This is a genomic window from Anaerococcus vaginalis ATCC 51170, from assembly GCF_000163295.1.
Classification (GTDB): domain Bacteria; phylum Bacillota; class Clostridia; order Tissierellales; family Peptoniphilaceae; genus Anaerococcus; species Anaerococcus vaginalis.
On the sequence record NZ_GG700527.1, the window covers coordinates 1,190,939 to 1,214,960 of the forward strand.

General features: G+C 28.4%; 22 protein-coding genes. 3 read left to right on the forward strand and 19 right to left on the reverse strand.

What is annotated here, in order from left to right:
- Positions 1 to 14 precede the first annotated feature (14 nt).
- From HMPREF0078_RS05700 to HMPREF0078_RS05765, 14 genes are all read right to left on the reverse strand, one after another.
- Entirely contained in the window at positions 15 to 389 is a 375-nt protein-coding gene (locus HMPREF0078_RS05700) for a RidA family protein (protein ID WP_039920558.1), read from the reverse strand.
- Positions 390 to 488: 99 nt separating this feature from the next.
- A complete protein-coding gene (locus HMPREF0078_RS05705; protein WP_039920559.1) occupies positions 489 to 1,589 on the reverse strand; it encodes a tetratricopeptide repeat protein in 1,101 nt (366 codons plus the stop codon).
- A gap of 1 nt (position 1,590) precedes the next feature.
- Complete coding sequence (locus tag HMPREF0078_RS05710) at positions 1,591 to 2,292, reverse strand: hypothetical protein (protein ID WP_004839175.1); 702 nt, start codon at positions 2,290 to 2,292, stop codon at positions 1,591 to 1,593.
- Positions 2,292 to 3,992 carry an arginine--tRNA ligase gene (gene argS, locus HMPREF0078_RS05715; RefSeq protein WP_004839176.1) on the reverse strand — a complete coding sequence of 567 codons (1,701 nt, stop codon included), beginning with the start codon at positions 3,990 to 3,992 and terminating at the stop codon, positions 2,292 to 2,294. Before argS ends, HMPREF0078_RS05710 begins: the two co-directional genes overlap by 1 nt.
- Positions 3,993 to 4,006: 14 nt before the next feature.
- The gene (locus HMPREF0078_RS05720) at positions 4,007 to 6,352 is read right to left on the reverse strand and encodes an endonuclease MutS2 (RefSeq protein ID WP_004839177.1); all 2,346 of its coding nucleotides are present in this window, start codon (positions 6,350 to 6,352) and stop codon (positions 4,007 to 4,009) included.
- Positions 6,352 to 8,568: a peptidase U32 family protein gene (locus tag HMPREF0078_RS05725; protein WP_004839178.1), complete on the reverse strand. Its 2,217-nt coding sequence runs from the start codon at positions 8,566 to 8,568 to the stop codon at positions 6,352 to 6,354. Before HMPREF0078_RS05725 ends, HMPREF0078_RS05720 begins: the two co-directional genes overlap by 1 nt.
- Positions 8,568 to 9,092 (reverse strand): cell division protein ZapA, encoded by a 525-nt coding sequence (gene zapA, locus HMPREF0078_RS05730; protein ID WP_004839179.1) that lies wholly within the window; start codon positions 9,090 to 9,092, stop codon positions 8,568 to 8,570. The genes HMPREF0078_RS05725 and zapA overlap by 1 nt, the downstream gene beginning before the upstream one ends.
- 8 nt (positions 9,093 to 9,100) lie before the next feature.
- A complete protein-coding gene (gene pheT, locus HMPREF0078_RS05735) occupies positions 9,101 to 11,479 on the reverse strand; it encodes a phenylalanine--tRNA ligase subunit beta (RefSeq protein ID WP_004839180.1) in 2,379 nt (792 codons plus the stop codon).
- 8 nt (positions 11,480 to 11,487) lie between these two features.
- Entirely contained in the window at positions 11,488 to 12,510 is a 1,023-nt protein-coding gene (gene pheS / locus HMPREF0078_RS05740; RefSeq protein WP_004839181.1) for a phenylalanine--tRNA ligase subunit alpha, read from the reverse strand.
- Between the two features lie 217 nt (positions 12,511 to 12,727).
- Positions 12,728 to 13,459 carry a TrmH family RNA methyltransferase gene (locus tag HMPREF0078_RS05745; RefSeq protein WP_004839182.1) on the reverse strand — a complete coding sequence of 244 codons (732 nt, stop codon included), beginning with the start codon at positions 13,457 to 13,459 and terminating at the stop codon, positions 12,728 to 12,730.
- Complete coding sequence (rplT, locus tag HMPREF0078_RS05750) at positions 13,459 to 13,812, reverse strand: 50S ribosomal protein L20 (RefSeq protein WP_004839183.1); 354 nt, start codon at positions 13,810 to 13,812, stop codon at positions 13,459 to 13,461. The genes HMPREF0078_RS05745 and rplT overlap by 1 nt, the downstream gene beginning before the upstream one ends.
- 12 nt (positions 13,813 to 13,824) lie before the next feature.
- The gene (rpmI, locus tag HMPREF0078_RS05755; protein ID WP_004839184.1) at positions 13,825 to 14,025 is read right to left on the reverse strand and encodes a 50S ribosomal protein L35; all 201 of its coding nucleotides are present in this window, start codon (positions 14,023 to 14,025) and stop codon (positions 13,825 to 13,827) included.
- Positions 14,026 to 14,034: 9 nt separating this feature from the next.
- Complete coding sequence (infC, locus tag HMPREF0078_RS05760; RefSeq protein ID WP_004839185.1) at positions 14,035 to 14,589, reverse strand: translation initiation factor IF-3; 555 nt, start codon at positions 14,587 to 14,589, stop codon at positions 14,035 to 14,037.
- 207 nt (positions 14,590 to 14,796) lie between these two features.
- Positions 14,797 to 16,173 (reverse strand): NAD(P)/FAD-dependent oxidoreductase, encoded by a 1,377-nt coding sequence (locus HMPREF0078_RS05765; RefSeq protein ID WP_039920560.1) that lies wholly within the window; start codon positions 16,171 to 16,173, stop codon positions 14,797 to 14,799.
- A gap of 151 nt (positions 16,174 to 16,324) precedes the next feature.
- On the opposite strand from HMPREF0078_RS05765, the gene HMPREF0078_RS05770 reads away from it, so the two are divergent.
- Both HMPREF0078_RS05770 and HMPREF0078_RS05775 read left to right on the forward strand, forming a co-directional pair.
- Complete coding sequence (locus HMPREF0078_RS05770) at positions 16,325 to 16,966, forward strand: SdpI family protein (RefSeq protein ID WP_039920562.1); 642 nt, start codon at positions 16,325 to 16,327, stop codon at positions 16,964 to 16,966.
- A gap of 160 nt (positions 16,967 to 17,126) precedes the next feature.
- Entirely contained in the window at positions 17,127 to 18,869 is a 1,743-nt protein-coding gene (locus HMPREF0078_RS05775; RefSeq protein WP_004839188.1) for a hypothetical protein, read from the forward strand.
- 60 nt (positions 18,870 to 18,929) lie between these two features.
- On the opposite strand, the gene HMPREF0078_RS05780 is transcribed toward HMPREF0078_RS05775, so the two are convergent.
- Positions 18,930 to 20,171 carry an aminotransferase class I/II-fold pyridoxal phosphate-dependent enzyme gene (locus HMPREF0078_RS05780; protein WP_004839189.1) on the reverse strand — a complete coding sequence of 414 codons (1,242 nt, stop codon included), beginning with the start codon at positions 20,169 to 20,171 and terminating at the stop codon, positions 18,930 to 18,932.
- Positions 20,172 to 20,293: 122 nt separating this feature from the next.
- Here HMPREF0078_RS05780 and msrB point away from each other — a divergent pair, with 122 nt between their 5' ends.
- On the forward strand, positions 20,294 to 20,731 hold the full coding sequence (gene msrB, locus HMPREF0078_RS05785; protein ID WP_004839190.1) for a peptide-methionine (R)-S-oxide reductase MsrB: 438 nt from the start codon (positions 20,294 to 20,296) through the stop codon (positions 20,729 to 20,731).
- Positions 20,732 to 20,828: 97 nt separating this feature from the next.
- On the opposite strand, the gene HMPREF0078_RS05790 is transcribed toward msrB, so the two are convergent.
- Genes HMPREF0078_RS05790 through HMPREF0078_RS05805 form a run of 4 tightly spaced genes read right to left on the reverse strand, consistent with a single transcriptional unit; the run spans position 20,829 to position 24,016 of the window.
- Positions 20,829 to 21,941 carry a uroporphyrinogen decarboxylase family protein gene (locus HMPREF0078_RS05790; protein WP_232618466.1) on the reverse strand — a complete coding sequence of 371 codons (1,113 nt, stop codon included), beginning with the start codon at positions 21,939 to 21,941 and terminating at the stop codon, positions 20,829 to 20,831.
- A gap of 11 nt (positions 21,942 to 21,952) precedes the next feature.
- The gene (locus HMPREF0078_RS05795; RefSeq protein ID WP_039920563.1) at positions 21,953 to 23,068 is read right to left on the reverse strand and encodes a uroporphyrinogen decarboxylase family protein; all 1,116 of its coding nucleotides are present in this window, start codon (positions 23,066 to 23,068) and stop codon (positions 21,953 to 21,955) included.
- A 9-nt stretch (positions 23,069 to 23,077) separates the two neighbouring features.
- Positions 23,078 to 23,590 (reverse strand): hypothetical protein, encoded by a 513-nt coding sequence (locus HMPREF0078_RS05800; RefSeq protein WP_004839193.1) that lies wholly within the window; start codon positions 23,588 to 23,590, stop codon positions 23,078 to 23,080.
- Positions 23,591 to 24,016, reverse strand: coding sequence for a DUF4430 domain-containing protein (locus tag HMPREF0078_RS05805; protein WP_004839194.1), 426 nt, complete (start codon positions 24,014 to 24,016; stop codon positions 23,591 to 23,593). It lies immediately after the preceding gene.
- Positions 24,017 to 24,022: the final 6 nt, after the last annotated feature.

Consider the following 24,022-nt stretch of genomic DNA (forward strand, 5'->3'; position numbering starts at 1 on the left):
ATTTGTTTAATTTATTAGATTTCTGCTATTGCTTCGATTTCTAATAATCCATTTTTTGGAAGTTTTCCAACTTCTACGCAGCTTCTTGCTGGTTTGTGATCTCCAAAAAATTCTGCATAAGCTTCGTTTACTGCTGCAAAGTCGTTTACGTCATCTAAGAAAATATTTACTTTTACTATTTTTTCTACTGATGAGCCACCTGCTTCTACGATAGCTTTTACATTTTCTAATGATTGTCTTGTTGCTTTTTTAACGTCATCTGAAATTAATTCACCTGTTTCTGGAACTAATGGTAGTTGTCCTGATGAATATACAAATCCGTTTGATACTATTCCTTGTGAATATGCTCCTACTGCACCTGGTGCATTTTTTGTTTCTATTATTTTCATAATTTCCTCCTATTTAAGTAAACGTTATTCATTATAAACATACTTTTTTTCTATTTTTATTCAACTGCAATAAAAAAAATCTCAAAATTTAATTTGAGATTAATTTATTTTATATTGTTCTTTAATTATTTGTAAGTTTGTTGATAATTCGTCGCTAAGGTCGTCATAGCTTTCTAAATTTTCTATATCTTCTTTGGCTTTGTTGATATTATTTAGTGATAAATTTATTTGCAACCTATTGTAGATCATTCTAGGATCTTCTGGGTATTTTTTTAATCCTTGATTTATTATTTCTATTGCATCTATTGGTTTTTCTGTTGCGTATAAGCTTATTGAGTAATCGTTATAAAGCTCTCTAAATTCTCCACCTTTTTCTAGAGCATTTTCAAAGGCTAGGATGGAATTTTCGTATTGTCCTATATTTTGATAGGCCACTCCTAAATAATAATAAGCGTCTGCTCTTTTTGTTTTTGATAAAAGCCTTGTTAGAATTTGTATTGCTTTGTCGAAGTTTCCTTTTCCTATATAATATAGCCCTTCTTCAATTTCTGCATTGTCAAAAATCATTTTGATTTTATCTCTTATTTCGTTTTGGGCTTCTATGTCTTTTGTTCTTTGTAGAGCATTTTCATAATAGGATCTTGCTTTTATATATTCTCCAAGATTTGCGTATATATTTCCTAATTCATAATATGAAAGTGGAAAGTTCTCGTCTTGGCTTATTATATCTTGCAAAATTCTAAGGGATTCTTTTATAAATTCGTCCTTATATTCTGTATCTTCGTAGGCTTTTGGCCACAAAATTCTTGCATAATTATAGGCGTTATATTTATCAAAAGGATTTATTATATAGGCTCCTCTCAATAAAAGCAAGGATTTTTCTGTTTTGTTTTCCAAATTTTTTAGGGCCTTTTGTGTGGCGTAGGCTCCTATATTTTTTATATAATTTTCTATAATTTTTATATAGGTATCTTTGTATTTGAAATCCTTATCTATGGCAAGGTTCATTATTAATCCATCTAAAATAACATCTAAATTTATTTTATTTTCAAATTCTCCATTTATCACATTTTCTGATAAGTCTTGTGTGTAAAGAGCTAGTGGAGTTTTGTTTAATAAATCGTATGATGATTCTTTTTTTAGGTCAATATATCCAAGCTTATCTGTAAAATTCAAAAAATATTGGTCAATTTTTGCCATCTTATCCTCTCATAAATTTTCTTTGTCTGTAGGAATGATTTGATAATGTTTTGAATAAATGTCCTTTAAATAATAAAGATATTGTATCCCAAAGGGCAAGCAATATTACATATATAAATTCATTTGCAAATGCTGATGTGTTTACTACAATCTTATTTATCAAAAATGAATCTATCAAAATAAATATTAGGGCATAAATTCCCCAAACAAAAAAATTGTTTTTTACAAAATTAAATGAGTCTATAAGTATACTAAATCCATAAACGCTATCTATATAGACAAGCTCTATTACAGCCGATGTGAATAATTTAAATAAAATTTTAAGCAAATTAGAAATTGCAGGATCAAGTCCGCTCAATAAATTATCAAATATAAGCTCAATTATATAAATTGAAAACATTGCTGCCATTATTAAATAGAAAAAATTCGATATGGAATTTTCTATTGATTTTTTGCCTGTATTATTGTAAAGAACAATTGATCTTAAAGCTTGAGCAACAAAACACAAAATTAATATTTCTATAAAATAATTTATTAATGATGATAGGTATGAAGAGTTTAAAATTGATAAACCCTTCATGCCTTCAAATATCGACCTAACTACCAAAGATATGAAAAGAATATAGGATTTTTTTATTTTTTTTACACTTTCTGAAAATGCGTATTTAGAACATTCTAAAAAATCTATAATTCTTTCACTCATTACATTTGTTCCACTGTTTTGATTCCTAATATTCCTAAACCATTTTTAATTACTATTGATGTAGCTTTAGTTAGGGCAAGTCTTTCTTCTTTTAATTTTTCATCATCTACCAAGATTTGTGTAGAATTGTAAAATTTATTGAATTTTTGAGCAATTTCCATTACTTTTCTTGCAACTACTGATGGTTCAAGTCTATTTTTAGCAAGTATTATTGCATCTTGGAAACTTTCTAATGCTTTAATCAAACTGTATTCTTCATCTGTATTTAATTTTTCAAAATTCATTTGTCCAAATTCTTCTTTTCCAGCTTTTCTTAATACAGATTTTGCTCTTGCGTAAGTGTAGTGTACGTATGGGCCTGTTTCTCCTTCGAAGTTTAATAATTCATCCCAATCAAACACATAATCTTTGATTCTTGAATTGTATAATTCTTGGAATTTAACTGCACCAATACCTACAATTTTTGCTGCCTCATCAAGATTTTCAATTTGGTTATCTCTATCTTTCATTATTGAATATGTTTTTTCGATTGTTTTATTTAAAACATCTTCTAAGAAAACAACGTGGCCTTTTCTTGTAGAAAGAACTTGGTCTTTTAGTGAAACCATACCAAATTGTACGTGTAAAACTTCTTCGCTTACATCTTCGTGTCCCATTAAGTATAAAATTTTCTTTAATTGTTGGAAATGTAATTTTTGTTGGCTTCCTACAATATATATATTTTTATCTAGTCCGTAAGTTCTATGTCTATAAAGTGCTGTAGCAACGTCTCTTGTAATATATGCTGATGAACCATTTGATTTAATTAACATTGATGGTGGCAAATTAAATTCACTCAAATCTACAATGTAAGCTCCATCAGATTCTACTAAAAGATTTTTTTCTTTTAATTCTTCAAGGGCTGCTGGCATCCATTGTGAATGGTAACTTTCTCCGTGATAATTATCATATTTTATATCAAGCATTCCATAAACTCTATCAAATTCTCTCAAAGATAAGTCTTTAAACCATTGCCATAATCTCATAGCTTCTTCTTCGCCATCTTCAAGATTTTTAAATTCTTGTCTAGCTTTTTCTTGATATTCTTCGTTATCTTCTTCTTCTTTTGTATATCTTACATATAAATTTAAAAGTTCATTGATAGGGTCTTTATCGATTGCTTCTTTATCTCCCCAAAGTTTGTAAGCTGCAATCATTACACCAAATTGTGTACCATAATCTCCAATATAGTTAGAAGCTGTTACATTATATCCAAGATATTCATAAATATTTCTAATAACATCTCCAATTACTGTTGATCTAATGTGGCCAATATGGAAAGGCTTAGCGATATTTACAGATGAGAACTCAACAAGTTCGTTGATTCCCTTACCCATATCACTTTTACCATAATCGTCTTCTTTTTCTATAACTTCATTAATTACATCATTTGTTACTTTTTGTCTATCTAGATAAAAGTTTACATAAGCATTTTCATTTACAATTTTTTCAACGCCATCAATTTCCAAACTACTTGCAACTTCTTCTGCAATAAGTTTAGGATTTTTTCTCATAGTTTTTGCCAATGTAAAGCAAGGGAAAGCAAAATCTCCCATATTTTCTTGAGGTGGAATTTCAATTAAATCATAAATTTCTTTGTAACCCAATCCTAGTTCTTTTTCTTCTAATTTTTTAGCTATAATTTCTTTAAAATCTTTCATATTCCCTCCAAGTCCTATTTGAATTTTACAATTGTTACTCCGTATCCACCTTCTTTTTCATTTCCAGGTCTATAGGAGTCGATCATCTTATTATTTTTTAAATAATCATTTATACCATTTCTCAAAGCACCAGTTCCCTTGCCGTGGATTATTTTTGCTTGGTCAAGTCCTGAGAGCATAGCATCATCTAGGTATTTGTCAAAATTTCTCAAAGCCTCGTCATATCTTTGACCCCTCAAATCAAGAGTTGGAGAAATGTGCATGGCTTTTTTTGCCTTATAAATTCTGTTAGTATTTTCTTTAGTCTTATTATTTGACTTTATTTTGGTAACATTTTTAATATTGGAATCCATTTTCAAAATACCCATTTGTACTTTTATATTACCCTTTTCGTCGGGATTTTCAATTACTTGAGCCTTTTCATTTAATCCTTCAATTAAAACTACATCTCCAACTTTTAAATTTTGTGGAGCGTTTTTGCTTATTTTTTCTTTAAATACTTCTTCTTGCCTGTCAATTTTTGAATCTTTATATTTATTTCTAATATCATTTAAAGACCTATCAATATCAGAAGTATTTCCATTTTTTGATTTTTTTGCAATTTTTAGCATATCTTGGCTTGCTTTATTTGCTTCTTCTAAAATTTTATTTGCCTTATCTTCTGCCTTTTCAATAATTTCTTTTTCTTGTTTTTTAATATTTTCAGACAAAGCCAAAAGATCATTTCTTGCTTTTTTGATTTTTTTCTTGTAATCTTCTATCTCTTGATTTTTTATTTCCATTTCTTTTTTATTTTGATCAAGCTGTTCAAGAATTGTATTGAAATTTTTATTATCATCTGAAAGAATTGATTTTGCATTTGCTAATATTTTTTTATCTAAGCCAAGTCTTTTTGAAATTTCAAAAGCATTTGATTTTCCTGGAGTTCCTATAATTAATTTGTAGGTTGGCGATAAGCTTTCAACATCAAACTCCACACTTGCATTCATTACTCCTTCTTTTTCCAAAGCATAATATTTTAATTCAGAATAATGAGTTGTTGCAAAAGTCATTACATTTTTATTTTTCAAAAATTCCAAAATAGAAATAGCAAGGGCAGCTCCTTCTGTTGGATCTGTACCACTTCCAACTTCATCTAATAAAACCAAAGAATTTTCGCTGACATTTTCGGTGATTTTTACAATATTTGTAAGTGATGCCGAAAAAGTTGAAAGGCTCATTTCAATTGATTGGGTATCGCCAATATCCAAAAATATATCATCAAAAACATTTACCACACTATCTTCATCACATGGAATATAAAATCCTGCTTGAGCCATTAAAGAAACAAGACCAACAGTTTTAAGTGATACAGTTTTTCCTCCTGTATTTGGTCCTGTAATTATTAATGTCTTGTATCCATCTCCAATTTTCACATCAATTGGAACAACATTTCCTTTCAAAAGTGGATGGCGGGCTGACTTTAAATTTATGATTTTTTTATCTGTAAGTTTTGGCATGGTGTATTCGTGTGCCAAAAAATATTTAACCTTTGCTTGTAAAAAATCTATTCTTTGAATTAATTTTTGGTTTTCTAAAATTTCTTGGTCAAAGCCCTCTACAAATCTTGAAAGCCTATCCAAAATTCTTCTAATCTCATCGCTTTCTTCTATTTGTAAATTTGAAAGGTCATTGTTTAATTCAACGATAGCATTTGGTTCAATAAAAAGTGTATTTCCTGATTGGGACCTATCGTGGATTATTCCATTTAAAACTGATTTTTTATTTGTTTTTACTGGAAGAACATATCTTCCATCCCTAATTGAAACAACCTTGTCTTGGAGAGATTCGTCAAATTTTGGAGATGAAATATAAAAGGATAATTTATTTTTAATTTCAGCTTCTTTTTTGCCTATTTTTTTTCTAATAGACCTTAAATTTGCTGAGGCATTATCTGCTATTTCATCTTCTGAAATAATTGACCTTTCGATTTCATCTTTTATAAAATCATTTACTGAAATCCTATCAAACAAATCTTTTATGTAAGGATTTTCAATATTTTCTCCATATTCTTTTAAATAATTGCTTACTCTGAGTAAGTCCAAAACTTTTAAAAGCTCAAAGGGTTCTAGTATTCCTTTTTTCCTTACATATTCAATAATTTCTTTTAAATCGAAAAGTCCAAAAATATCAATATTTCCATTTTCTACAATGACCTCTTCCATGGCTTTTGTTTTATCAAGTTCGTCTTTTATTTCTTTTATATTATTTTTAGGTTTTATTTTTGAAATTTCTTTTTTAACAAGTTCACTTCTTGCATAAGTTTTAAGTTTTTCCAAAATTTTTCCAAACTCCAAAACTTCTAAGGTTTTTTCCTGCATTAAATAACACCCCTGTCATATCCAAGATTGTTAATCTTATTTTTTCTTATATTTTTTATATCCTTCTCATCTCTTACAAGATACAATAAAGATACTGATTTTTCAATTTTTTTAAGGTCAATGTTGGCACTTTCATTGGAATAAATTCTAGAAAGTCCATCCCTTCTTTTTATATCAAAAAGATTTCCGTCTTCATCTTTTATTTTTGAATCTGAAAATTTACAAGATTCACAGCCAACAAGCCCACATTTTTTTATGGCAGAAAATGGACAATGACGCATATTCATAAGTTCAATTGGACCGTATGCCAAAATTTCTGTAGGATAAATTCTTGAATTTTTGTTTATATTTTCAAAAGAATTTTCAACTGAAGATGAAATCATTGAAGAAAAATCACTATAAAAATCAAAAGCATAGGAATTAAAAACGTTGAGATATCTACCAATCCTGATTTCAAATCCATTTTTTATAAGTTCATCTTTTAGGACAAAATCTTTATAATTATTAAAAACTACTCCCTTAAAATTTTTCTCTTTTAAAAATGAAATAAAATCAAGGTCATATTTTTTATCAGCATCCATAATATAAAAAATATTTAGCCCATCAAACTTTTTGTCGTATTTTCTCAAATAAATATTGTCAAAATCTTTTAATAAAGAAATATCTATATCATTTGACAAAAGTTCTATGTTTTTTTCTCTTTTAAAATTCTTTTTATCTTTTAATTTTCTTTTTTCAATTTTAACCGGATTATTTTTGTAAATGCCAAGTCTTTTTTCATTTAAAATTTCAACTGCTCTTCTTCTCATTGAATTTATATCTTTTTTTCTCAAAAATATATTTGAGTCGATATTTATTTCAACTTCATTAGCCTTATAAATTGTATTTCCAAGTTTTGTAAGATTTTCTGAAATATCTTTTTTCGTTAAAGAAATATTTTTTCCTTCTTCAACCAAATTTTCCCCTTCATAAGAAATTTTTGTATCTTTATATTTGAGGGTAATTTTGGGATTTTGTCCAATTTGCGCTTCAAATTTTATGTCCAAAGGCAAATTTTTGTAAAAATTTAGACCTTGGTCTAAATTGTCTCTTAATATTTTTGAAGAAAGAAGATAAATTTTAGAACCTAATTTTGCATCTTTAAAATCTTTTAATTCCAATTCTTGATTTTTTTTCAAATCCTCTGTCAAGGTCAAGGGAAGTTTTCTATTTTTTACAGTTGTAACTTGAAGAATTGATTCTTTTATCAAATTTGAATTTGATTTAAAAAATCTCTTACCATTTTTTTCATAAACTTCGCCAATTTCTCTGTGTTTATTTTCATTTTCAAGAGCAAGGTAGGAAGATTTTTGACCAAAAATAAATCCATTTGTGTAAGACCTATTTGAAATATCTCTTAATTGGTCCTTATCATAAGAGTTTTTCTCTAACTTTTGCCTATAATTTTTTACAGAATTATAAACATACTCATCAGTTTTCATACGTCCTTCAATTTTTAAGGAATCAACTCCAGCCTTTATCAAATCTTCAGTAAAATCTATGGTTGATAAATCTTTCATTGAAAGATAGTAATCTTCTCCCAAAACTTTTCCGTCATTTATAAGCTGATATTTTTTTCTACAAATTCCTGCACACCTACCCCTGTTTGCGGATCTTTTTCCAAGATATGATGACATCAAACATTCTCCAGAAAAAGAAACGCAAAGAGATCCATGAACAAAAACTTCTGTATCAATATCTAGTTTGCAAATTTTTTCTATCTCATCAATTTCAGTTTCTCTTGCAACAACCACCCTGTCAAAACCAAGTTTTTTCGCAGCAAGAGCTCCATCGCAATCTTTTATTGCCATTTGGGTTGAAGCGTGAAATTCTAATTTGTGCTTTGCATTTTCATTTATATCTTTAACCAAAGAATAAAGACCAATATCTTGGATCAAAATCGCATCAGCTCCGTATTCAAAAAGTTTTTCAATATAAAAAATCGCCTTATCAATTTCTTCATCTTTAATAAGAGTATTTATAGTTATAAAAACTTTCTTATCAAATAAATGAACATAATCAATAACTTCTTCTATGTTTTCTAGGGAGAAATTTTTGGCGTAGGCTCTTGCCCCAAAATCGTCCAAGGCTAAATAAAAACTGCAAGCCCCTGCAGAAAGCCCAGCATATAGCATGGACATTTTTCCAACAGGAGCTAATATTTCAACTTCTCTCATTATAAATCTCTTTTCAAATCTTCATTTTCTTTTTGTAAATCTAAATTTTCTTCTTGCAAAGAAATAAGATTTTCTCTTAATTTTTGAAGATTTTCATCTTTGGATTTATTTATTTTATTTTTTTTGTCAATTTCATCATTTAGCCTATTGATTGTAGAATTTAATTCATCAATTTTTTTCATAGATTCCATAAAATCTTTTTTGGATTTTTCAAAATCATCTTTTATAAGTTGATTTTCTTCTTCCAAATCTTCATAGGCTTCTTTTATTTTTGGATAATTTTCGATTGGCTCTTCGGCTTCTTTTCTTAAATTTTTGTGCTTTATCAAAAGTTTATACATTTCATCAGCAATATTTAAAGATGCCAAAACCAATTGATTTTCACGAGTTAGCTTGTCATTGTCGATTTCTCTTATTTTTTTGTCGACATAAGCTGCTATTTGTTCAATTTGATTTTCATCTTGATCACTTATCAAAGTGTAGTCCATGCCAGCAATATTAACAACAATTTTATTATCTGCCACTTTAACTCCTAACTACGCAAGTTTATATTTTCCTTACTTAAATCTTCTAAAAATTCTTTTTCAATTTTTTCTACTTCTTCATCTTTTAAAGTTCCATTATTTTTTCCATAAGCTACCTTGTAAGAAATAGATTTTTGTCCATGATCAATTTGACTTCCAGTATAAATATCAAAAATTTCTATATTTCTTACCAAGCCATTTGCTCTTGAAATAATTATATCTTCAATCATTTGACTTTCTACATTCCTATCACAAGTAAATGAATAATCACGTAAAATTGATGGGAATTTTGAAAGAGCCTTGTATTTTACTTGGTCGATTTTTTTATCCTTAATCATAGAAAGATCAATTTCAAGTGCCAAGGCTGGATTTTTGATTTTAAATTCTTCCATAACTTCATAGGAAATTTGTCCCATAATACCAATTTTTTCTCCATCAAGATAAATATTTGCACATCTTCCTGGGTGGAAAGTTTTAATATTTTCTTCAGTTTCAAATCTAAAACCATAAAAACCAGTTTTTTTCATAGACTTAATAAAGAAATCTTTCAAATCATAAAAAGAATAATCTCCATAAAGACCCATAGTCAAATATTGTTTTTCTTCTGGAAGATCAGCCCCATCTTTAATAAAAGCAGTTCCAATTTCATAAAATCTCAAATCATTTTGTTTTTTGGAAATATTTTTATAAAAAGTATCAAGCATATTTGAAAGAAGGGTTGTTCTCATTACAGAATAATCTTCTCCCAAAGGATTTATAATTTTTATATAATCCCTTAATTTTGAATTTTCATCAACCAACAATTTATCATAATCTCTTGGAGAAATAAAAGAATAGGTTGTAATTTCTGAGAATTTTTGTCCAAATAAATTATTTTTTAATTCATCTTTCAATAATCTCATAGGAGTTTTTTCTCCTCTTTGTAATGATGAATAAAGTGGTTTTGACTCAACTTTTCCCATACCGTAAAGTCTTGCAACTTCTTCGATTAAATCTGCCTCAATTGAAATATCCATTCTGAAATTTGGAATATTTGCTTCAATTGTGTCATCATCAATATCTTCAATATCAAATTCCAAAGATTTTAAATAAGAAATCGCATCATCTTTTGAAAAATCTTTTCCAATTAAAGAATTTAATCTAGAAATTCTAAGTTTTACTTTGTTTTCTGGGCTTTCTTTTATTCCTTCATCAAAATAATCTTCTAAAACTTCACCAATTCCAAGATCTGTTATTAGTTTCATAACTCTTTTTGATGCAAAATCTGCATTTTCTACAGAAATTTCTTTTTCAAATCTTGATGATGCCTCAGATCTTAAATTTAAAAACTTAGAAGATTTTCTAATATTATCAGAATCAAAATTAGCTGATTCAAGAAGAATAGTTTTTGTATTTTCTGTAATTTCACTATCCATTGAGCCCATAATTCCAGCAAGGCCGATTGCTTCTTTCCCATCAGAAATTACCAAAACTTCTTCATTTAATTTTCTTTCTTCTCCGTCAAGAGTTTTAATAATCTCTCCGTCATTAGCATCTCTTACAATAATTTTTCTATCGTGTAAAGTTTCAAGATCGTAAGCGTGAAGGGGTTGACCTGTTTCAAGCATTACAAAATTTGTAATATCTACAACATTATTTACAGGTCTCATTCCAGCAAGCATCAAACAATTTTTAAGCCATTGAGGAGATTCGCCAACTTTTACATTTTTAATAATTCTTCCTGTAAATCTTTTACAATTTTTTGATTTGATTTCAATCCCATTAAAGTAATCTTCTTTTTTATCAGAAACTGTTGGATATTCTAATGATGGATAAGTAATTTTTTTATCAAAAGATGCAGCAGATTCTCTTGCCATTCCAATAATTGAAAGACAATCAGGTCTATTTGGAGTAATTTCATATTCAATTACTGGAGTATTTGAAAATAAAACTTCAACAGCAGGAGTGCCTGGTTTAAATTCTCCAGATAAAACTATAACTCCATCCTTCGATTTTTTTTCAATAACTGAATCATCATAACCTATTTCTTTGTATGATGTAAGCATTCCTTGACTTACAATTCCAAAAAATTCATGGTCATCAATTTTTTGTCCGTTAATTTCTGATCCTGATTTAATTACTATAAGATAGTCGCCTTCTTTTGTATTTTTTGCAGAAGTTACTATAGTAATTTCTTCTCCAACATCAATTGTAAGGACAAATAATTTGTCGGCATTTGGGTGTTTTTCTTGTTTTAAAACTTTTCCTACAACAAGTCCATCTAGTTTATCAGAAATAAAATTTACACTTTCTACGTGTGATCCTGTCTCTGATAATCTGTCTGTAATTGTTTTTAAATCTTCGTCTAATTTTATATAATCATTTTGCCAAATTAAAGGTACTAACATAATCCCTCCTAGAATTGCTCAATAAATCTTTTGTCATTATCAAATAGTAATCTAATATCATCTAGTCCGTACTTAACCATGGCAATTCTATCAACTCCAAGACCAAAGGCAAAACCAGTATATTTTTCACTATCTATTCCACAATTTTCTAATACATTTGGATGAACCATTCCTCCACCCAAAAGTTCCATTGACCAACCTGTATTTGAACAAGCAGGACATCCCTTGCCACCACAAATCGGACAAGTTACATCAACTTCTAAAGATGGTTCTGTAAATGGAAAATGATGAGGACGATAACGCATTTTCATTTCATCGCCAAACATTTCTTTTATAAAAGTTTCAAGAGTTGCTTTTAAATTTGCAAGTGATACATTCTCATCAACAACTAAACATTCCAATTGATGAAACATTGGAGAGTGAGTTGCATCTACTTCATCATTTCTAAAAACTCTTCCAGCTGAAACCATTTTTATTGGAAGTTTCCCTTCATTCATCACACGAATTTGCATACTTGATGTGTGAGGACGAAGAAGTGTATTTTCATTTATATAAAAAGTGTCAGAAAGTGATCTTGATGGGTGATTTTTTGGAGAATTTAAATCGTCAAAAACATTTTTTACTGTATCAATTTCTGGTCCTTCTACAACGTCAAAGCCCATATTTTGAAAAATTTCTTCAAGCTCTGCCATTGTTTGATTTATAACTGAAAAATGTCCGCTAGAATAGAGATCAAAATTTGCAGTTACATCAATTTTTTCTTCTTTTATTTTTTTATCAAGAAGAATTTTTTTAATTTCTTCTTTTCTTTTTTCTAATTTTTCTTCAACTTCTTTTGATATTTCATTTATTAACTTACCAGCCATCGGCTTTTCTTCATTTGGTAATTTTGAAATATTTTTCTTTAAAGAAGTAATTTCACCTTTTTTACCAAGATATTTAACTCTTAAATCATCAAGAGATTTTAAATCTTCACTTTTTTCAATTGCCTCAGTCGCTTCTTTAACCAAGGCTTCTAATTTTTCCTTCATCTTTTCTCCTTTAAATTTTGGTACAAAAAAACTGCCCTATAAAAGGACAGAATAATCTGCGGTACCACCTAATTTGATTGTAATAATCCACTCAATAATTATAACGCATTACCGTCTCAACTACTTAATTCGTATCAAAGCTAGGCGGGGAATTACTATACCGTTACAAGGTGGCCTCTCATCATCTACCACTTGCTTTGCTTGGATAGTATAGCTTTTATCCGCTTTGGCTAAAATTATTCATCAATATTGATGCAGCAATTGCCGCATTTAATGATTCGATTCTTCCATCCATTTTTATGGACACAAAATCATTTGATAAACCTTTTAAAGATTTACTAATTCCATTAGCCTCGTTTCCTATTGCTAATATTATTTTATCACAAGATTTGTAATAATCTACTGATTTTCCATTCATATCTGCCAAAACCAGTTTATAATTTTTATCTAACAAATCTTTTAAATCATTTATTTCGACTTCGATAAAATTTAACCTAAATATAGAACCCATACTTGCTCTAATTGTTTTTTCGTTGTATATATCTACACAAGAATTTAATAAAATTATATCCTTAAAAGAAAATGCCTCAGCACTTCTTATGATTGTGCCAAGATTTCCTGGATCTTGTATATGGTCTAAAAGTAAAATTTTATCAGAAGAAATTTCTTTTTGATTTTTTATTTTCAAACAAGCTGAAACACCTTCAGGATTTTCCAGTAAAGATAGCTTATCAAATAATTTATTTGAAAAAACTATCTTTTTAAAATTAGTTTCATAATCTTTCATATCTTCATTTACAAAAACAAACTCGCATTCAAAGTCTTTTGGAATTTGTTCTACAATTTTTATTGATTCGATTATGAAAGAATTAAACTTTTTCCTGTATTTCTTCTTTTTTAATTTATTTAAATACTTATATTTTTCGTTAGATTCTGATTTTATTATCATTAAGCTGCTTGGTTAGCTAATTCTACTAATTTTGTAAATTCTTCTGGATTTGATACAGCAATTTCTGCAAGCATTTTTCTATTAATATCTATATTTGCTTTTTTAAGATTTCCCATTAATTTAGAATAGCTTGTTCCATTTGCTCTTGCTGCTGCATTTATTCTTGCAATCCATAATTTTCTAAAATCTCTTTTTCTTCTTTTTCTTCCAATGAATGCATATTGTAAAGATTTCATTACTGCTTGGTTTGCAGTTTTGAAAAGTAATGATTTTGAACCGTAGTAACCTTTAGCTTGTTTAAGAACTTTTTTATGTCTTTTTTTAGCGTTTAATGCTCTTTTTACTCTTGCCATTGTTTCCTCCTATTAGATATTTAATAATCTTTTGATATTTTTTGTATCGCCTTTAGATGCCATTGTAGATTTTCTTAATCTTCTTTTTCTTGCTGGTGTTTTTTTAGCTGTAAGGTGTCCCTTATAAGCTTTGTGTCTTTTTATTTTTCCACTGCCTGTAACTTTAAATCTTTTTGCAGCTGCTCTTTTTGTTTTGATTTTGTTCTTAGCCATATTTGCCTCCTATTTTTCTTCTGTCTTTGGTGAAATGAATAGTACAAGTGATCTTCCTTCCATTGCTGGTTTCTTATCAACTTGTGCACAATCTCCAACAAATTCCATAAATTTATCTAATACATCATAGCCTAAGTTTTTATGACCCAATTCTCTACCTTTAAATCTTAATGAGACTTTTACCTTGTCTCCGTTGTTAAGAAATTTCTTTGTTTGATTAGCCTTGGTTGCTAGGTCATGATCTTCGATATTTAAGCTAAATCTTGTTTCTTTTGTTTGAGTTGTTTTTTGTTTTTTCTTATTTTCTTTAGCTTTTTTCTCTTGGTCGTATTTAAACTTCCCATAATCCATAATTCTTGCAACTGGTGGCTTAGCATTTGGTGACATTAATACTAGATCCAATTGTTTATCATAAGCAATATCCAAAGCTTCATCTTTTGATACAACTCCAATTTGTGATCCGTCTTCGTCTATAAGTCTAAGCTTATTGTCTCTAATTTCGTCATTAATTTTTAAATCTTTTATAATGTTACCTCCAAAATATTCAAATAAAAAAATGGGCACTCAAAGTACCCATTAAAATACAAAATATAATTAGAAAAATTTTCTAACAAGAGATTGTAACCTGAAAACAAATTGTCGGCAGGTGAGTAGTGGGTACTTCTTTAACTCTCTTTTGTTATAATACAAGAATTTATATTTTTTGTCAAATATTTTTATTTGAAAATTTAATTTTAAAATCAAATTTTTTTAAATCAAAATTTAAAATTATTAAGCTCTTTCATTTAAAATTCTTGCCATTTCAACTCCTGATGCTGAAGCTTGTGATAAGGAATGTGTTACTCCTGATCCATCGCCTAGACAAAATAGATTTTTTTGACTTGTTTCAAATTCTTCATTAACTTCTACAACTGAATTATAAAATTTAACTTCTATTCCATATAAAAGTGTATCGTCATTTGCCATGCCTGGAGCAATTTTATCAAGAGCATAAATCATTTCTATTATGTCATCTAATTGTCTTTTTGGCATAACTAAAGACAAATCTCCAGCTGTTGCATTTAAGGTTGGTCTTAGGAAAGATTTTTTCATTCTTCTTTCTGATGATCTTCTTCCCTTTACAAGATCTCCAAATCTTTGCATCAATACTCCACCACCGAGCATATTTGAAACTCTTGCAATTGATTCGCCATATTCATTTGAATCTTTAAATGGTTCTGTAAATTTATTTGTAACCAAAAGAGCAAAATTTGTATTTTCTGTTCTAAGTTCTGGGTTTGCATAAGAGTGACCGTTCACAGTCATAATTCCATTTGTATTTTCTGTTACAACTTCTCCATAAGGATTCATACAAAATGTTCTTACAAGATCGTTATATTGTTTTGTTTGATAAACAATTTTTGCTTCATAAACTTTATCTGTTATGTGTTTGAAAATTTCTGCTGGAACTTCTACACGAACTCCAATATCAACCCTATTTTTTTTCATTTCTACATCAAATTCTTGGCAAGTATCTGAAATCCATTTTGAACCAGATCTTCCAGCAGCAAGAACTAAATATTTACATTTTATTATTTCGTTTTTGTCTGTTTTTACAAAATAATATCCGTCTTCAAAATCTACACTTATAACTTTTGTCATAAATTCAAAATCTACAGTATCTTTTACATAATCGTATATTTTTTGTAAAATTTCTCTGTTTCTTTCTGTACCAAAATGACGAACTTTTGCTGTTAATAAATGCAAATCATTTTTTAGACATTCACTTTTTAATCCTGTATTTTCTGTTGAATAAAGTGTAGCATCTCCCTTATCAAAATTCATAAGAACAGAATCCACATACTCCATCAATTTAAGAGCCTTATCTTCTCCAATATAATTATGTAAATCTCCACCAAAATTGGTTGTTATATTATATTTTCCATCTGATAAAGTTCCTGCTCCTCCAAATCCATACATTATATTACAAGGATTGCATCCTATACAAGAATTAACTTTTCCTTCTGATATAGGACATTTTCTAGCTTTTACTTTTCTTCCTGCATCTATTACACAAACTTTTTTATCTGAATTTAATTTAGTAAATTCGTAGGCCATAAAAGATCCGCTAGCGCCGCTGCCTACTACAACAACATCATATTCTTTCATAATATTCCTTTCTTGTTTCGCATACATAATTATTATAGCATTTAAAAATAAAAAACAAAATAATTTTATCTTTAAATTTTTAAACTTATATACTTTTACAAACAAATTTAATATAATGATATTAATTAAAGTAGAAAGGTAGGTGGATTTTTTGAAAGAAAATAAAAAAAATTTAATTTTTGCAACGATTATTTTTATTTTATCTATAATAATAGCAATTATTTTTTATGATAGACTTCCGGTAAGAATTCCAATTCATTATGATTTGTATGCAAATTCTAATTTTTATACAAATAAAACTAATGCTTTGTTGTTTGTAATTACTTTTATGATTTTGCTTTATCTGGCGCTTTTTCTTATCATTAGCCTTGATCCAAAATCTGACAAACACGACAAAAATTATAAGCACATTTTTTTATTATTTATTCCGATTTTAAATTTTCTTATTGTAAGTTTGACTATTTGGAAAACATTTAATGATAATATTGATGTCGGCAGAATTTTACTTGGGCTTTTTTCTTTGCTTGTAGCAATTAGCGGAATTTTTATGCCAAAAATAAAAAGAAATTATACAATGGGATTTAGGACATCTTGGGCTATGGAAGATGATTTAGTGTGGAAAAAAACTCAAAAATTTGCAGGGATTTTATTTTTCTTTAGCGGAATTATTTCACTTACATCCTTATCATTTTCTTTAAATATTTGCTTTTATATTTTTATAGCCAGTCTAGTAATTTCAACTTTATTTTCCTTTATTTATTCTTATTATATTTATAGGAAAATAAAAAAATAAATTTGTAATTTTAAAATGAGATTTTTTGTAAGAACTTATTAAATGTTTTTGATGAATGTTCTTACAAAGAATCTTTTTTTCTTGTTTTAGATGGGGATTTGATATATAATTAATAAAAATTATTAATAAAAATAGAAAAGAGTAAAGAAAGAGAGATAAAATGAGCAAAGAATTTTCGATTACAGGCAACAAAGCCATATTAAATTTATCCGAACAATTTTTTAATGATGTAAATGAACTTTTAAATAGTGAATCCTTTCTTGATTTGACAAAATGTTTTATAAATTATCACAAAAAGGATTCGACAAGAGTATATGCTTATATTGAACAGTTTTTTATAAATTCATCTGTTGATTCTCTTGCAAGAGAGCTAACTGATATTTTGAAACTTTTGACAGTTATGAATATTGATGAAGTTTCATCAAAAATTAATAAATATCACAATTTGAATAAGGAAAAAGATGGCTTACTAAAAATCGTTGAGGAATTTTATAATTATTGGAGAAATCTTGAAAGATATTCAATAATACAACAAAATGAGAATTCTAGAGGAGTTGGAGTTGTAAATTTTGTTGAAATAAATGAAAAATTAAAAAATATGATTCTTCAAGCCTACAGGCGAATTGAAATGTCAATTCTTGGAGAATGGCCAAAGGTTTATAGGCAAGTCCCAGCAGCTGCCGATGCGTCTATTATGATTAGGCAATTTAATAAAAATTATCCAGAAATTTATAAAGATTTAAATAAAATTCCATTTATAACTCAAGTTATGATTGAAACTCCTTATATAACTTATACAAAATCAAACAAGAGAGATGGGGTTTTTGAAGAAGTTTATGAAAATCCAATTTTAAATACAAATATAAATTATCCACACTTTTTCTGTTATCCAGCAAAAGTTGGCGATAATTTAATTTTTATATATTTCCACAGAGATTTATTAACACATGGGGTTTCTGCATCAAACCTTTTTGAATTAGCTGATGTCAAAGAAATTGAAGAAAAAGCTCCAGATGCAATTTATATTTATGGACCAAAAGATGAAGGCGAAAGAAAAAATTCTTTTTATTATGATAAGGAAAATAAATTATATGTAGGCTACATTGCATACTCTGATAAAATTGATTATTTTGGTTATTTGAAAAAAATGGTCCTTACTTTAAATAACGTAATAAATATTAAAAAAGAATATTTGCCAATTCATGGTGCAGGACTTTCTGTAGTTTTGCAAAATAATAAAACTGTAAATATTGTAATTCTTGGCGATAGCGGAGCAGGAAAAAGCGAATCAATAGAAGCATTCAGATCACTTGCCAAAGACTATATAAAAGAAATGACAATTGTATTTGATGATATGGGTTCATTTAGAATTAAAAATAATAAAGTTTATGCTTATGGAACAGAAATTGGAGCCTTTGTAAGACTTGATGACCTTGATGCAGGTTACGCCTTCAAACAAATCGACAGGTCAATTTTTATGAATCCCGACAAAGTAAATTCAAGATTAATAATGCCAGTTGCATCTTTTGATGAAATAAATTTAGGCTATGAAGTCGACTTTTTCCTATACGCTGACAACTATTCAGCAGTTCTTGATGGATGTGATTCAATAGAAATTTTTAATACAAAAGAAGAAGCCCTAAGAGTTTTCAAAAGAGGTGCAAGACTTGCCAAAGGAACAACAACAGAAACAGGACTTGTTCAAACATATTTTGCAAATCCATTTGGCCCAGTTCAAAAAAGAGAAGAATGTGATAAATTGTTAGATAAATATTTTGATAACTTATTTGAAAATAAAGTAAAAGTAGGAACAATAAAAACCCAACTAGGACTTAACAACATGCAATTTGAAGGCCCAAGATCCGCAGCCATTGAGCTTTTTGAATTGATTAAAAATATGTAAAAAAATAGACCATCGTGGTCTATTTTTTTTGCATAAATCATTATATTTTTTTAAACTTTTTTAATTATTTATCTCATCTATCACTTCTTTTATAATCTTTGGAGAAATTTTACATTTTTTTTCGCTTACTGCACATACTGCAAATCTTAATCCTTCTTTGTTTGCAACTATATACATATCTTTTTCTTTTAATTTTTCTGCGATTTTTTTAGAATTTTTGCAAGGAATTGATATGAAAAATCCTCCAAAATATGGAAGTGTTACAAGTCCTACTTTTTTTGAATTTTTTGTGAAGGCTTTGGCTCTTTTTTCAAGCATTATTCTGTAAAATTCTAATTCTTTTTCGTAGGATTTTTTCTTTTTTTCATCCTTTTCTAAATCTACCAAGATATTCATTCCTGCATGAGTTATGTTTGACCAAATCGCCCTGTTTGAATGTTTCATTGAATCAAAAACTTGATTTGCAATTTCTTCGTTTGATGAAACAATTATACAAGCTCCTGACCTTAGTCCATAAGCTGTGTAGGATTTACTCATTGAATAGGCAACTGTTGTGATAATATTTTCTGGCAAATCTCCAAATTTTTGGAAAAATTTCTTTTGACTTCCATCTCCAGCAAATTCAATGTAGGCAACGTCTAATAAAATCGTAATATATTTTCCATCAACCGCTCTATCTTTTATTATTTTTAAAATTTTATCCCACATAGAATCTTCAATTGAAAATCCTGTCGGATTATTTGCAGGCGAATTAAATACACACACTACCCTATCTTTTTTTTCTAAAGAAAAATCCAAGGCTTTTGTAAATTCTTTTAAATTAAATTCAAAATTTTCATTTAAAAATTCATAATTTAAAAATTCTCTATTGTATTCTTCGCACATTGTGGCGTAAGCTGGCCAATACCAATTCGGGCAAATTACATAATCGCCAACTCCTGATAAAGTCCAAATCGTATGTCTTACTGCTCCACTTCCTCCAGCTGTTGCAACTGATTTTATAAATCCTTTTGGTTTATAAGCTCCAAAACATTTTTCAATTACTAAATCCAAAAATTCTTTGTCGCCTTCTATCGCTCCATAGCTCGCTATATCTTTTTTGTCCATATTTTTTAAAGTATCATAAACGCTATCAAAGGCAATAATATTTCCATCATCATCAATTAATGTTCCCAAAGTGGAATTTATAATTTTATCTTTTCCTTTTTTTGCTATTGCTTTTTTACACTCTCCGCTAATTTTAAAAATTGCATCTTCAAGTCTAGGCCATTTGGCATGGTCTGCTATAATATTTTTCCCCATAATTTATCTCCATTTTTCATTATTATTGAAAATATTGTATCACTAATTAATTCATTTTAAAAGTAAATAAAATTATTGCCTAAATTATTATAAATTAGTAAAATATTTGTAAGGGGGATATTATGGATGAGAAAATAAAAAAAGATAAACTCAATAAGATTTCTAAATTATCTTATGAGGTTACTCAAAAATCTTACACAGAAAAACCTTTTTCTAGTATCTACAATGATTTTTATAAGGATGGAATTTATGTAGATATAATTAGCGGAGAGGTTTTATTTTCATCTTTAGATAAGTTTGATTCAGGTTGTGGCTGGCCTTCTTTTACAAAGCCACTAGAAAATAATATAAAAGAAAATGAGGACTTATCTCATGGAATGATAAGAACAGAAGTAAAATCCAAAAATGCAAATTCACACTTAGGTCATGTTTTTCCTGACGGCCCAAAAGAAAAAGGCGGACTAAGATATTGCATAAACGGCGCAAGCCTTAGATTTATTCCAAAAAAGAAATTAAAAGAAGAAGGATACGAAAAATATCTGGATTTGTTTGAAAATTAAAAATAAATTTTCAAATAAAAATTTTTTTATATTTTTGATAGACAAAAAATGAGCCTTAAATTTTTGTTAGAAATTTTTGGCTCATTTTTATAATTTTTTATTCGTTTATAGCTTCTGGCATTTCTCCTAATTTTGCATTTTTTCCGTATTTATTTATTGCATAAATAAAGGCATCCAAATTTTCTATTGGAGTTTTTACAGGAGAACCACAACCAGTTGCTGCTATATATCCACATTTTGCATCAGCTGCTTTTTTTATGCAAGTTTTCACTGATTCTATTACATCATCAATTGATCCATAGCGCATTACTTCTACTGGAGGAATATTTCCTACAACAATTAATTTATCTTCAATTTCTTTTTTACATTCTTCTAAATCTTCACAATTATCAACTGAGAAAAAATCTATGTCCAAATCTTTAAAATATTTCCATTGTTTTTTTGTGTGACCGCAAATATGTAAGTTTGCCTTAATTCCATTTAATTCGTAATAAGCACTCAATTGTTTTTTCAAATATGGCAAAGAAAATTCTTTTACTTGCTTTGGACTTAAAATATCATCGCAACCAACTGGGTCTACAACCATGACACTTGTTGGACCAAATTCTTTTTTGAAAGCTTTCGCCCATTTCATATTTGCTTCAAAACAAAAATCTAATAATTCTTTTACTCCTTGGGGATTTTTTCTCAAATCTCTCAAAAGTTTTTCAATTGGTCTAATAGCGGCTGCTGTTGTTATCGGCCCTGGAATTTCTGTTTCGATTGCCATATTTGGAAATCTTTCTTTTTGGATTCTTGCTCTTTCTAATTTTGGAGCCAAAACTTCATTTGTATAAGGATCTGGCAAATCAATTAAATCCATATCGAGTTTTTCTTCCATTACAAATTCTTCTATATAATCAATATCATCTTCTGGAAAAATTAATTTTGAACCAACAGCATGGCCCATTGATCTCAAACTTAATTCTTCTGTTAAGCCAACAATTTTATAATTATCGTATTTGTATTGGACAATATCTGATAATTTATCCACATCTTCCATATCGCTGATTGTATAATTTAGATGATTTGCAATAATTCTATTTGTACTCATAATTGCAAAGGGAATGTGGTCAACTCTTTCGCCACTTAAATATTTAGATATTCTTTCTGACGAAGTGATTTCTGGTTTATAATTTTTCATCTCTTCTTTAAGTTCTTCTTTGTTCATAAATCCTCCCATTAATCTTCCCACACAGCTTGTGGAATTTCTCCGATTTTTGCATCTTTTCCGTATTTTTGAACTGCATAGACAAAGGCATCCAAATTTTCTTTTGGACTATTTGCAGGAGTTGCACAACCTGTTGCACATATAAATCCCATTTTATTATCCGCACCTTTTTTTATACAAGATTTTACAGAATTTATTACATCTTCAACACTACCATTTCTCATTACATCAACCGGCGGAACATTTCCCATTAAGGACAATTTATCTTGAATTATTTCTTTACATTCACTAAGGTCATGACAATTATCAACACTAAATGATCCAATTTGTAAATTTGTAAGATTTTCCCATTGCCTTTTTGTGTGACCGCAAATATGAAGATTTGCCTTGATATTATTTACCTTATAAATTCTATCGGTCAATTCTTTTAAATATGGAAATGAAAATTCTTTTACTTGTTTTGGACTTAAAATATCGTCACAAGAAACTGGATCTGCAATCATCACTCCCACATCTCCAAATTCTTTGTTAAAAACTTCAATCCATTTCATATTTGCCTCTAAAACAAAATCTAATAATTTTTTTACTCCTTGAGGATTTTTTCTCAAATCTCTCAAAAGTTTTTCAATAGGTCTTAAAGCTGAAAGAACAGTCATAGGTCCCGCTACAAAAGTAGAAATTTTATGGTCTGGGAAACTTTCTTTGAGCCTTCTTGCATTGTCAATTTTTCTTTTTAAAAATTTATTCTTGTAGGGATCTGGCATTTCTAATAAATTCATATCAATTTCATCTTCCAACAAATATTTTTCGACATGGTCTATATCATTTTCCGGAAAAATTCCACTTGAACCAAGGGCATAGCCCATAGCTCTAAGATTTAAACCTTCAGAAATTCCATACACCTTGTATTCTTGGCATCTTTTTTTAATAATTTTTATTAAATTTTCAATTTGGTCTGTTTCTTTCAATGTATATCCCAAATTCATTCCATAGGCCATATCAAGGCTCATGAGATTAAATGGCAAATGGTCAACTCGCTCTCCTTTAAAATAGGCTTTTAATCTTTCATCTGAAGTCATTTCTGGTTTATAATTTGAAATTTCTTTTTGAAGTTTTATTTTATCCATCATCTCTCCTTAATTTTTAAAATGCTTTTCTCCCATAATATATTTTTCAAGCCTAAAGATAAGAAAAATATATATTACAATATTTCCAACCATGTGGTTAATATCAAAAGGAATTGATCCAGCATAAAGTCCAAAAAAAGTAAAAATATTGCCACTCATAAATAAGACTTGCATTATAGTAATCAAAAATCCATAAATAAATCCAGAAAGCCCTAGAGCAATTGCCTTATTTATTTTTGTTCTTTTGATTTTTATTTTATTAAATAAAATAAAATTTGAAATTCCCAAAATTCCAAAATCCAAAACTTGAAATATAACCCAGTAGCCAAAACCTAGAAAAAAACTTGTTATGATCATAGTAGTCGCATTTACAATCAAAGATTCGTCAAGCTTTCCATTTATTGCAAGAATTAAAATTATATCAGATAAGATTTGGACATTTGGAATTAATTTTAAATATATCCTTGTGATTACACAAATCGCACAAAGACTTGCAAGTCTTGTAAGTTTTTTTGTATCCATCTACATTTGTTCAAATCTAAATTCTATTTGGTCATTTTCTTTTGGAAGGTAATCGCCAATTCCAACTTCAGCCATTTCTCCATTTACATAATACATCCAGTATTGATTTTTTTCTTTGTCTTGTTTTATTCCTTCAAGTTCTGTCATCATTCCGTCTTCAAATTTTGCCTTGTGATTTTCTTCAAGATATTTTTGAAGACCATCCTTATCAATTTTTCCCTCTTCTTTTAAAATTTCTTTTTCATTTACTGTATCTTTAATTAAAATACTTACATTTGTGACCTCTTCTTTTTCGCTAGACTCAACGCTTACTATGCTTGTTGGATTTGAATTGTTAGAATTTTTTTCTTCATTTCTATCCCCACATGAAGTTAGGGTTAAAGTTGTTAGGGTAAGAACTGTTAATAATTTTTTGAAATTTTTCATTTTTTT

Coding starts and splice junctions, on each gene's coding strand:
- HMPREF0078_RS05700 (WP_039920558.1), bottom strand. CDS start 389: ATGAAAATAATAGAAACAAAAAATGCACCAGGTGCAGTAGGAGCATAT.
- HMPREF0078_RS05705 (WP_039920559.1), bottom strand. CDS start 1,589: ATGGCAAAAATTGACCAATATTTTTTGAATTTTACAGATAAGCTTGGA.
- HMPREF0078_RS05710 (WP_004839175.1), bottom strand. CDS start 2,292: ATGAGTGAAAGAATTATAGATTTTTTAGAATGTTCTAAATACGCATTT.
- argS (WP_004839176.1), bottom strand. CDS start 3,992: ATGAAAGATTTTAAAGAAATTATAGCTAAAAAATTAGAAGAAAAAGAA.
- HMPREF0078_RS05720 (WP_004839177.1), bottom strand. CDS start 6,352: ATGCAGGAAAAAACCTTAGAAGTTTTGGAGTTTGGAAAAATTTTGGAA.
- HMPREF0078_RS05725 (WP_004839178.1), bottom strand. CDS start 8,568: ATGAGAGAAGTTGAAATATTAGCTCCTGTTGGAAAAATGTCCATGCTA.
- pheT (WP_004839180.1), bottom strand. CDS start 11,479: ATGTTAGTACCTTTAATTTGGCAAAATGATTATATAAAATTAGACGAA.
- pheS (WP_004839181.1), bottom strand. CDS start 12,510: ATGAAGGAAAAATTAGAAGCCTTGGTTAAAGAAGCGACTGAGGCAATT.
- HMPREF0078_RS05745 (WP_004839182.1), bottom strand. CDS start 13,459: ATGATAATAAAATCAGAATCTAACGAAAAATATAAGTATTTAAATAAA.
- rplT (WP_004839183.1), bottom strand. CDS start 13,812: ATGGCAAGAGTAAAAAGAGCATTAAACGCTAAAAAAAGACATAAAAAA.
- rpmI (WP_004839184.1), bottom strand. CDS start 14,025: ATGGCTAAGAACAAAATCAAAACAAAAAGAGCAGCTGCAAAAAGATTT.
- HMPREF0078_RS05765 (WP_039920560.1), bottom strand. CDS start 16,173: ATGAAAGAATATGATGTTGTTGTAGTAGGCAGCGGCGCTAGCGGATCT.
- HMPREF0078_RS05775 (WP_004839188.1), top strand. CDS start 17,127: ATGAGCAAAGAATTTTCGATTACAGGCAACAAAGCCATATTAAATTTA.
- HMPREF0078_RS05780 (WP_004839189.1), bottom strand. CDS start 20,171: ATGGGGAAAAATATTATAGCAGACCATGCCAAATGGCCTAGACTTGAA.
- msrB (WP_004839190.1), top strand. CDS start 20,294: ATGGATGAGAAAATAAAAAAAGATAAACTCAATAAGATTTCTAAATTA.
- HMPREF0078_RS05790 (WP_232618466.1), bottom strand. CDS start 21,941: ATGAACAAAGAAGAACTTAAAGAAGAGATGAAAAATTATAAACCAGAA.
- HMPREF0078_RS05795 (WP_039920563.1), bottom strand. CDS start 23,068: ATGGATAAAATAAAACTTCAAAAAGAAATTTCAAATTATAAACCAGAA.
- HMPREF0078_RS05800 (WP_004839193.1), bottom strand. CDS start 23,590: ATGGATACAAAAAAACTTACAAGACTTGCAAGTCTTTGTGCGATTTGT.
- HMPREF0078_RS05805 (WP_004839194.1), bottom strand. CDS start 24,016: ATGAAAAATTTCAAAAAATTATTAACAGTTCTTACCCTAACAACTTTA.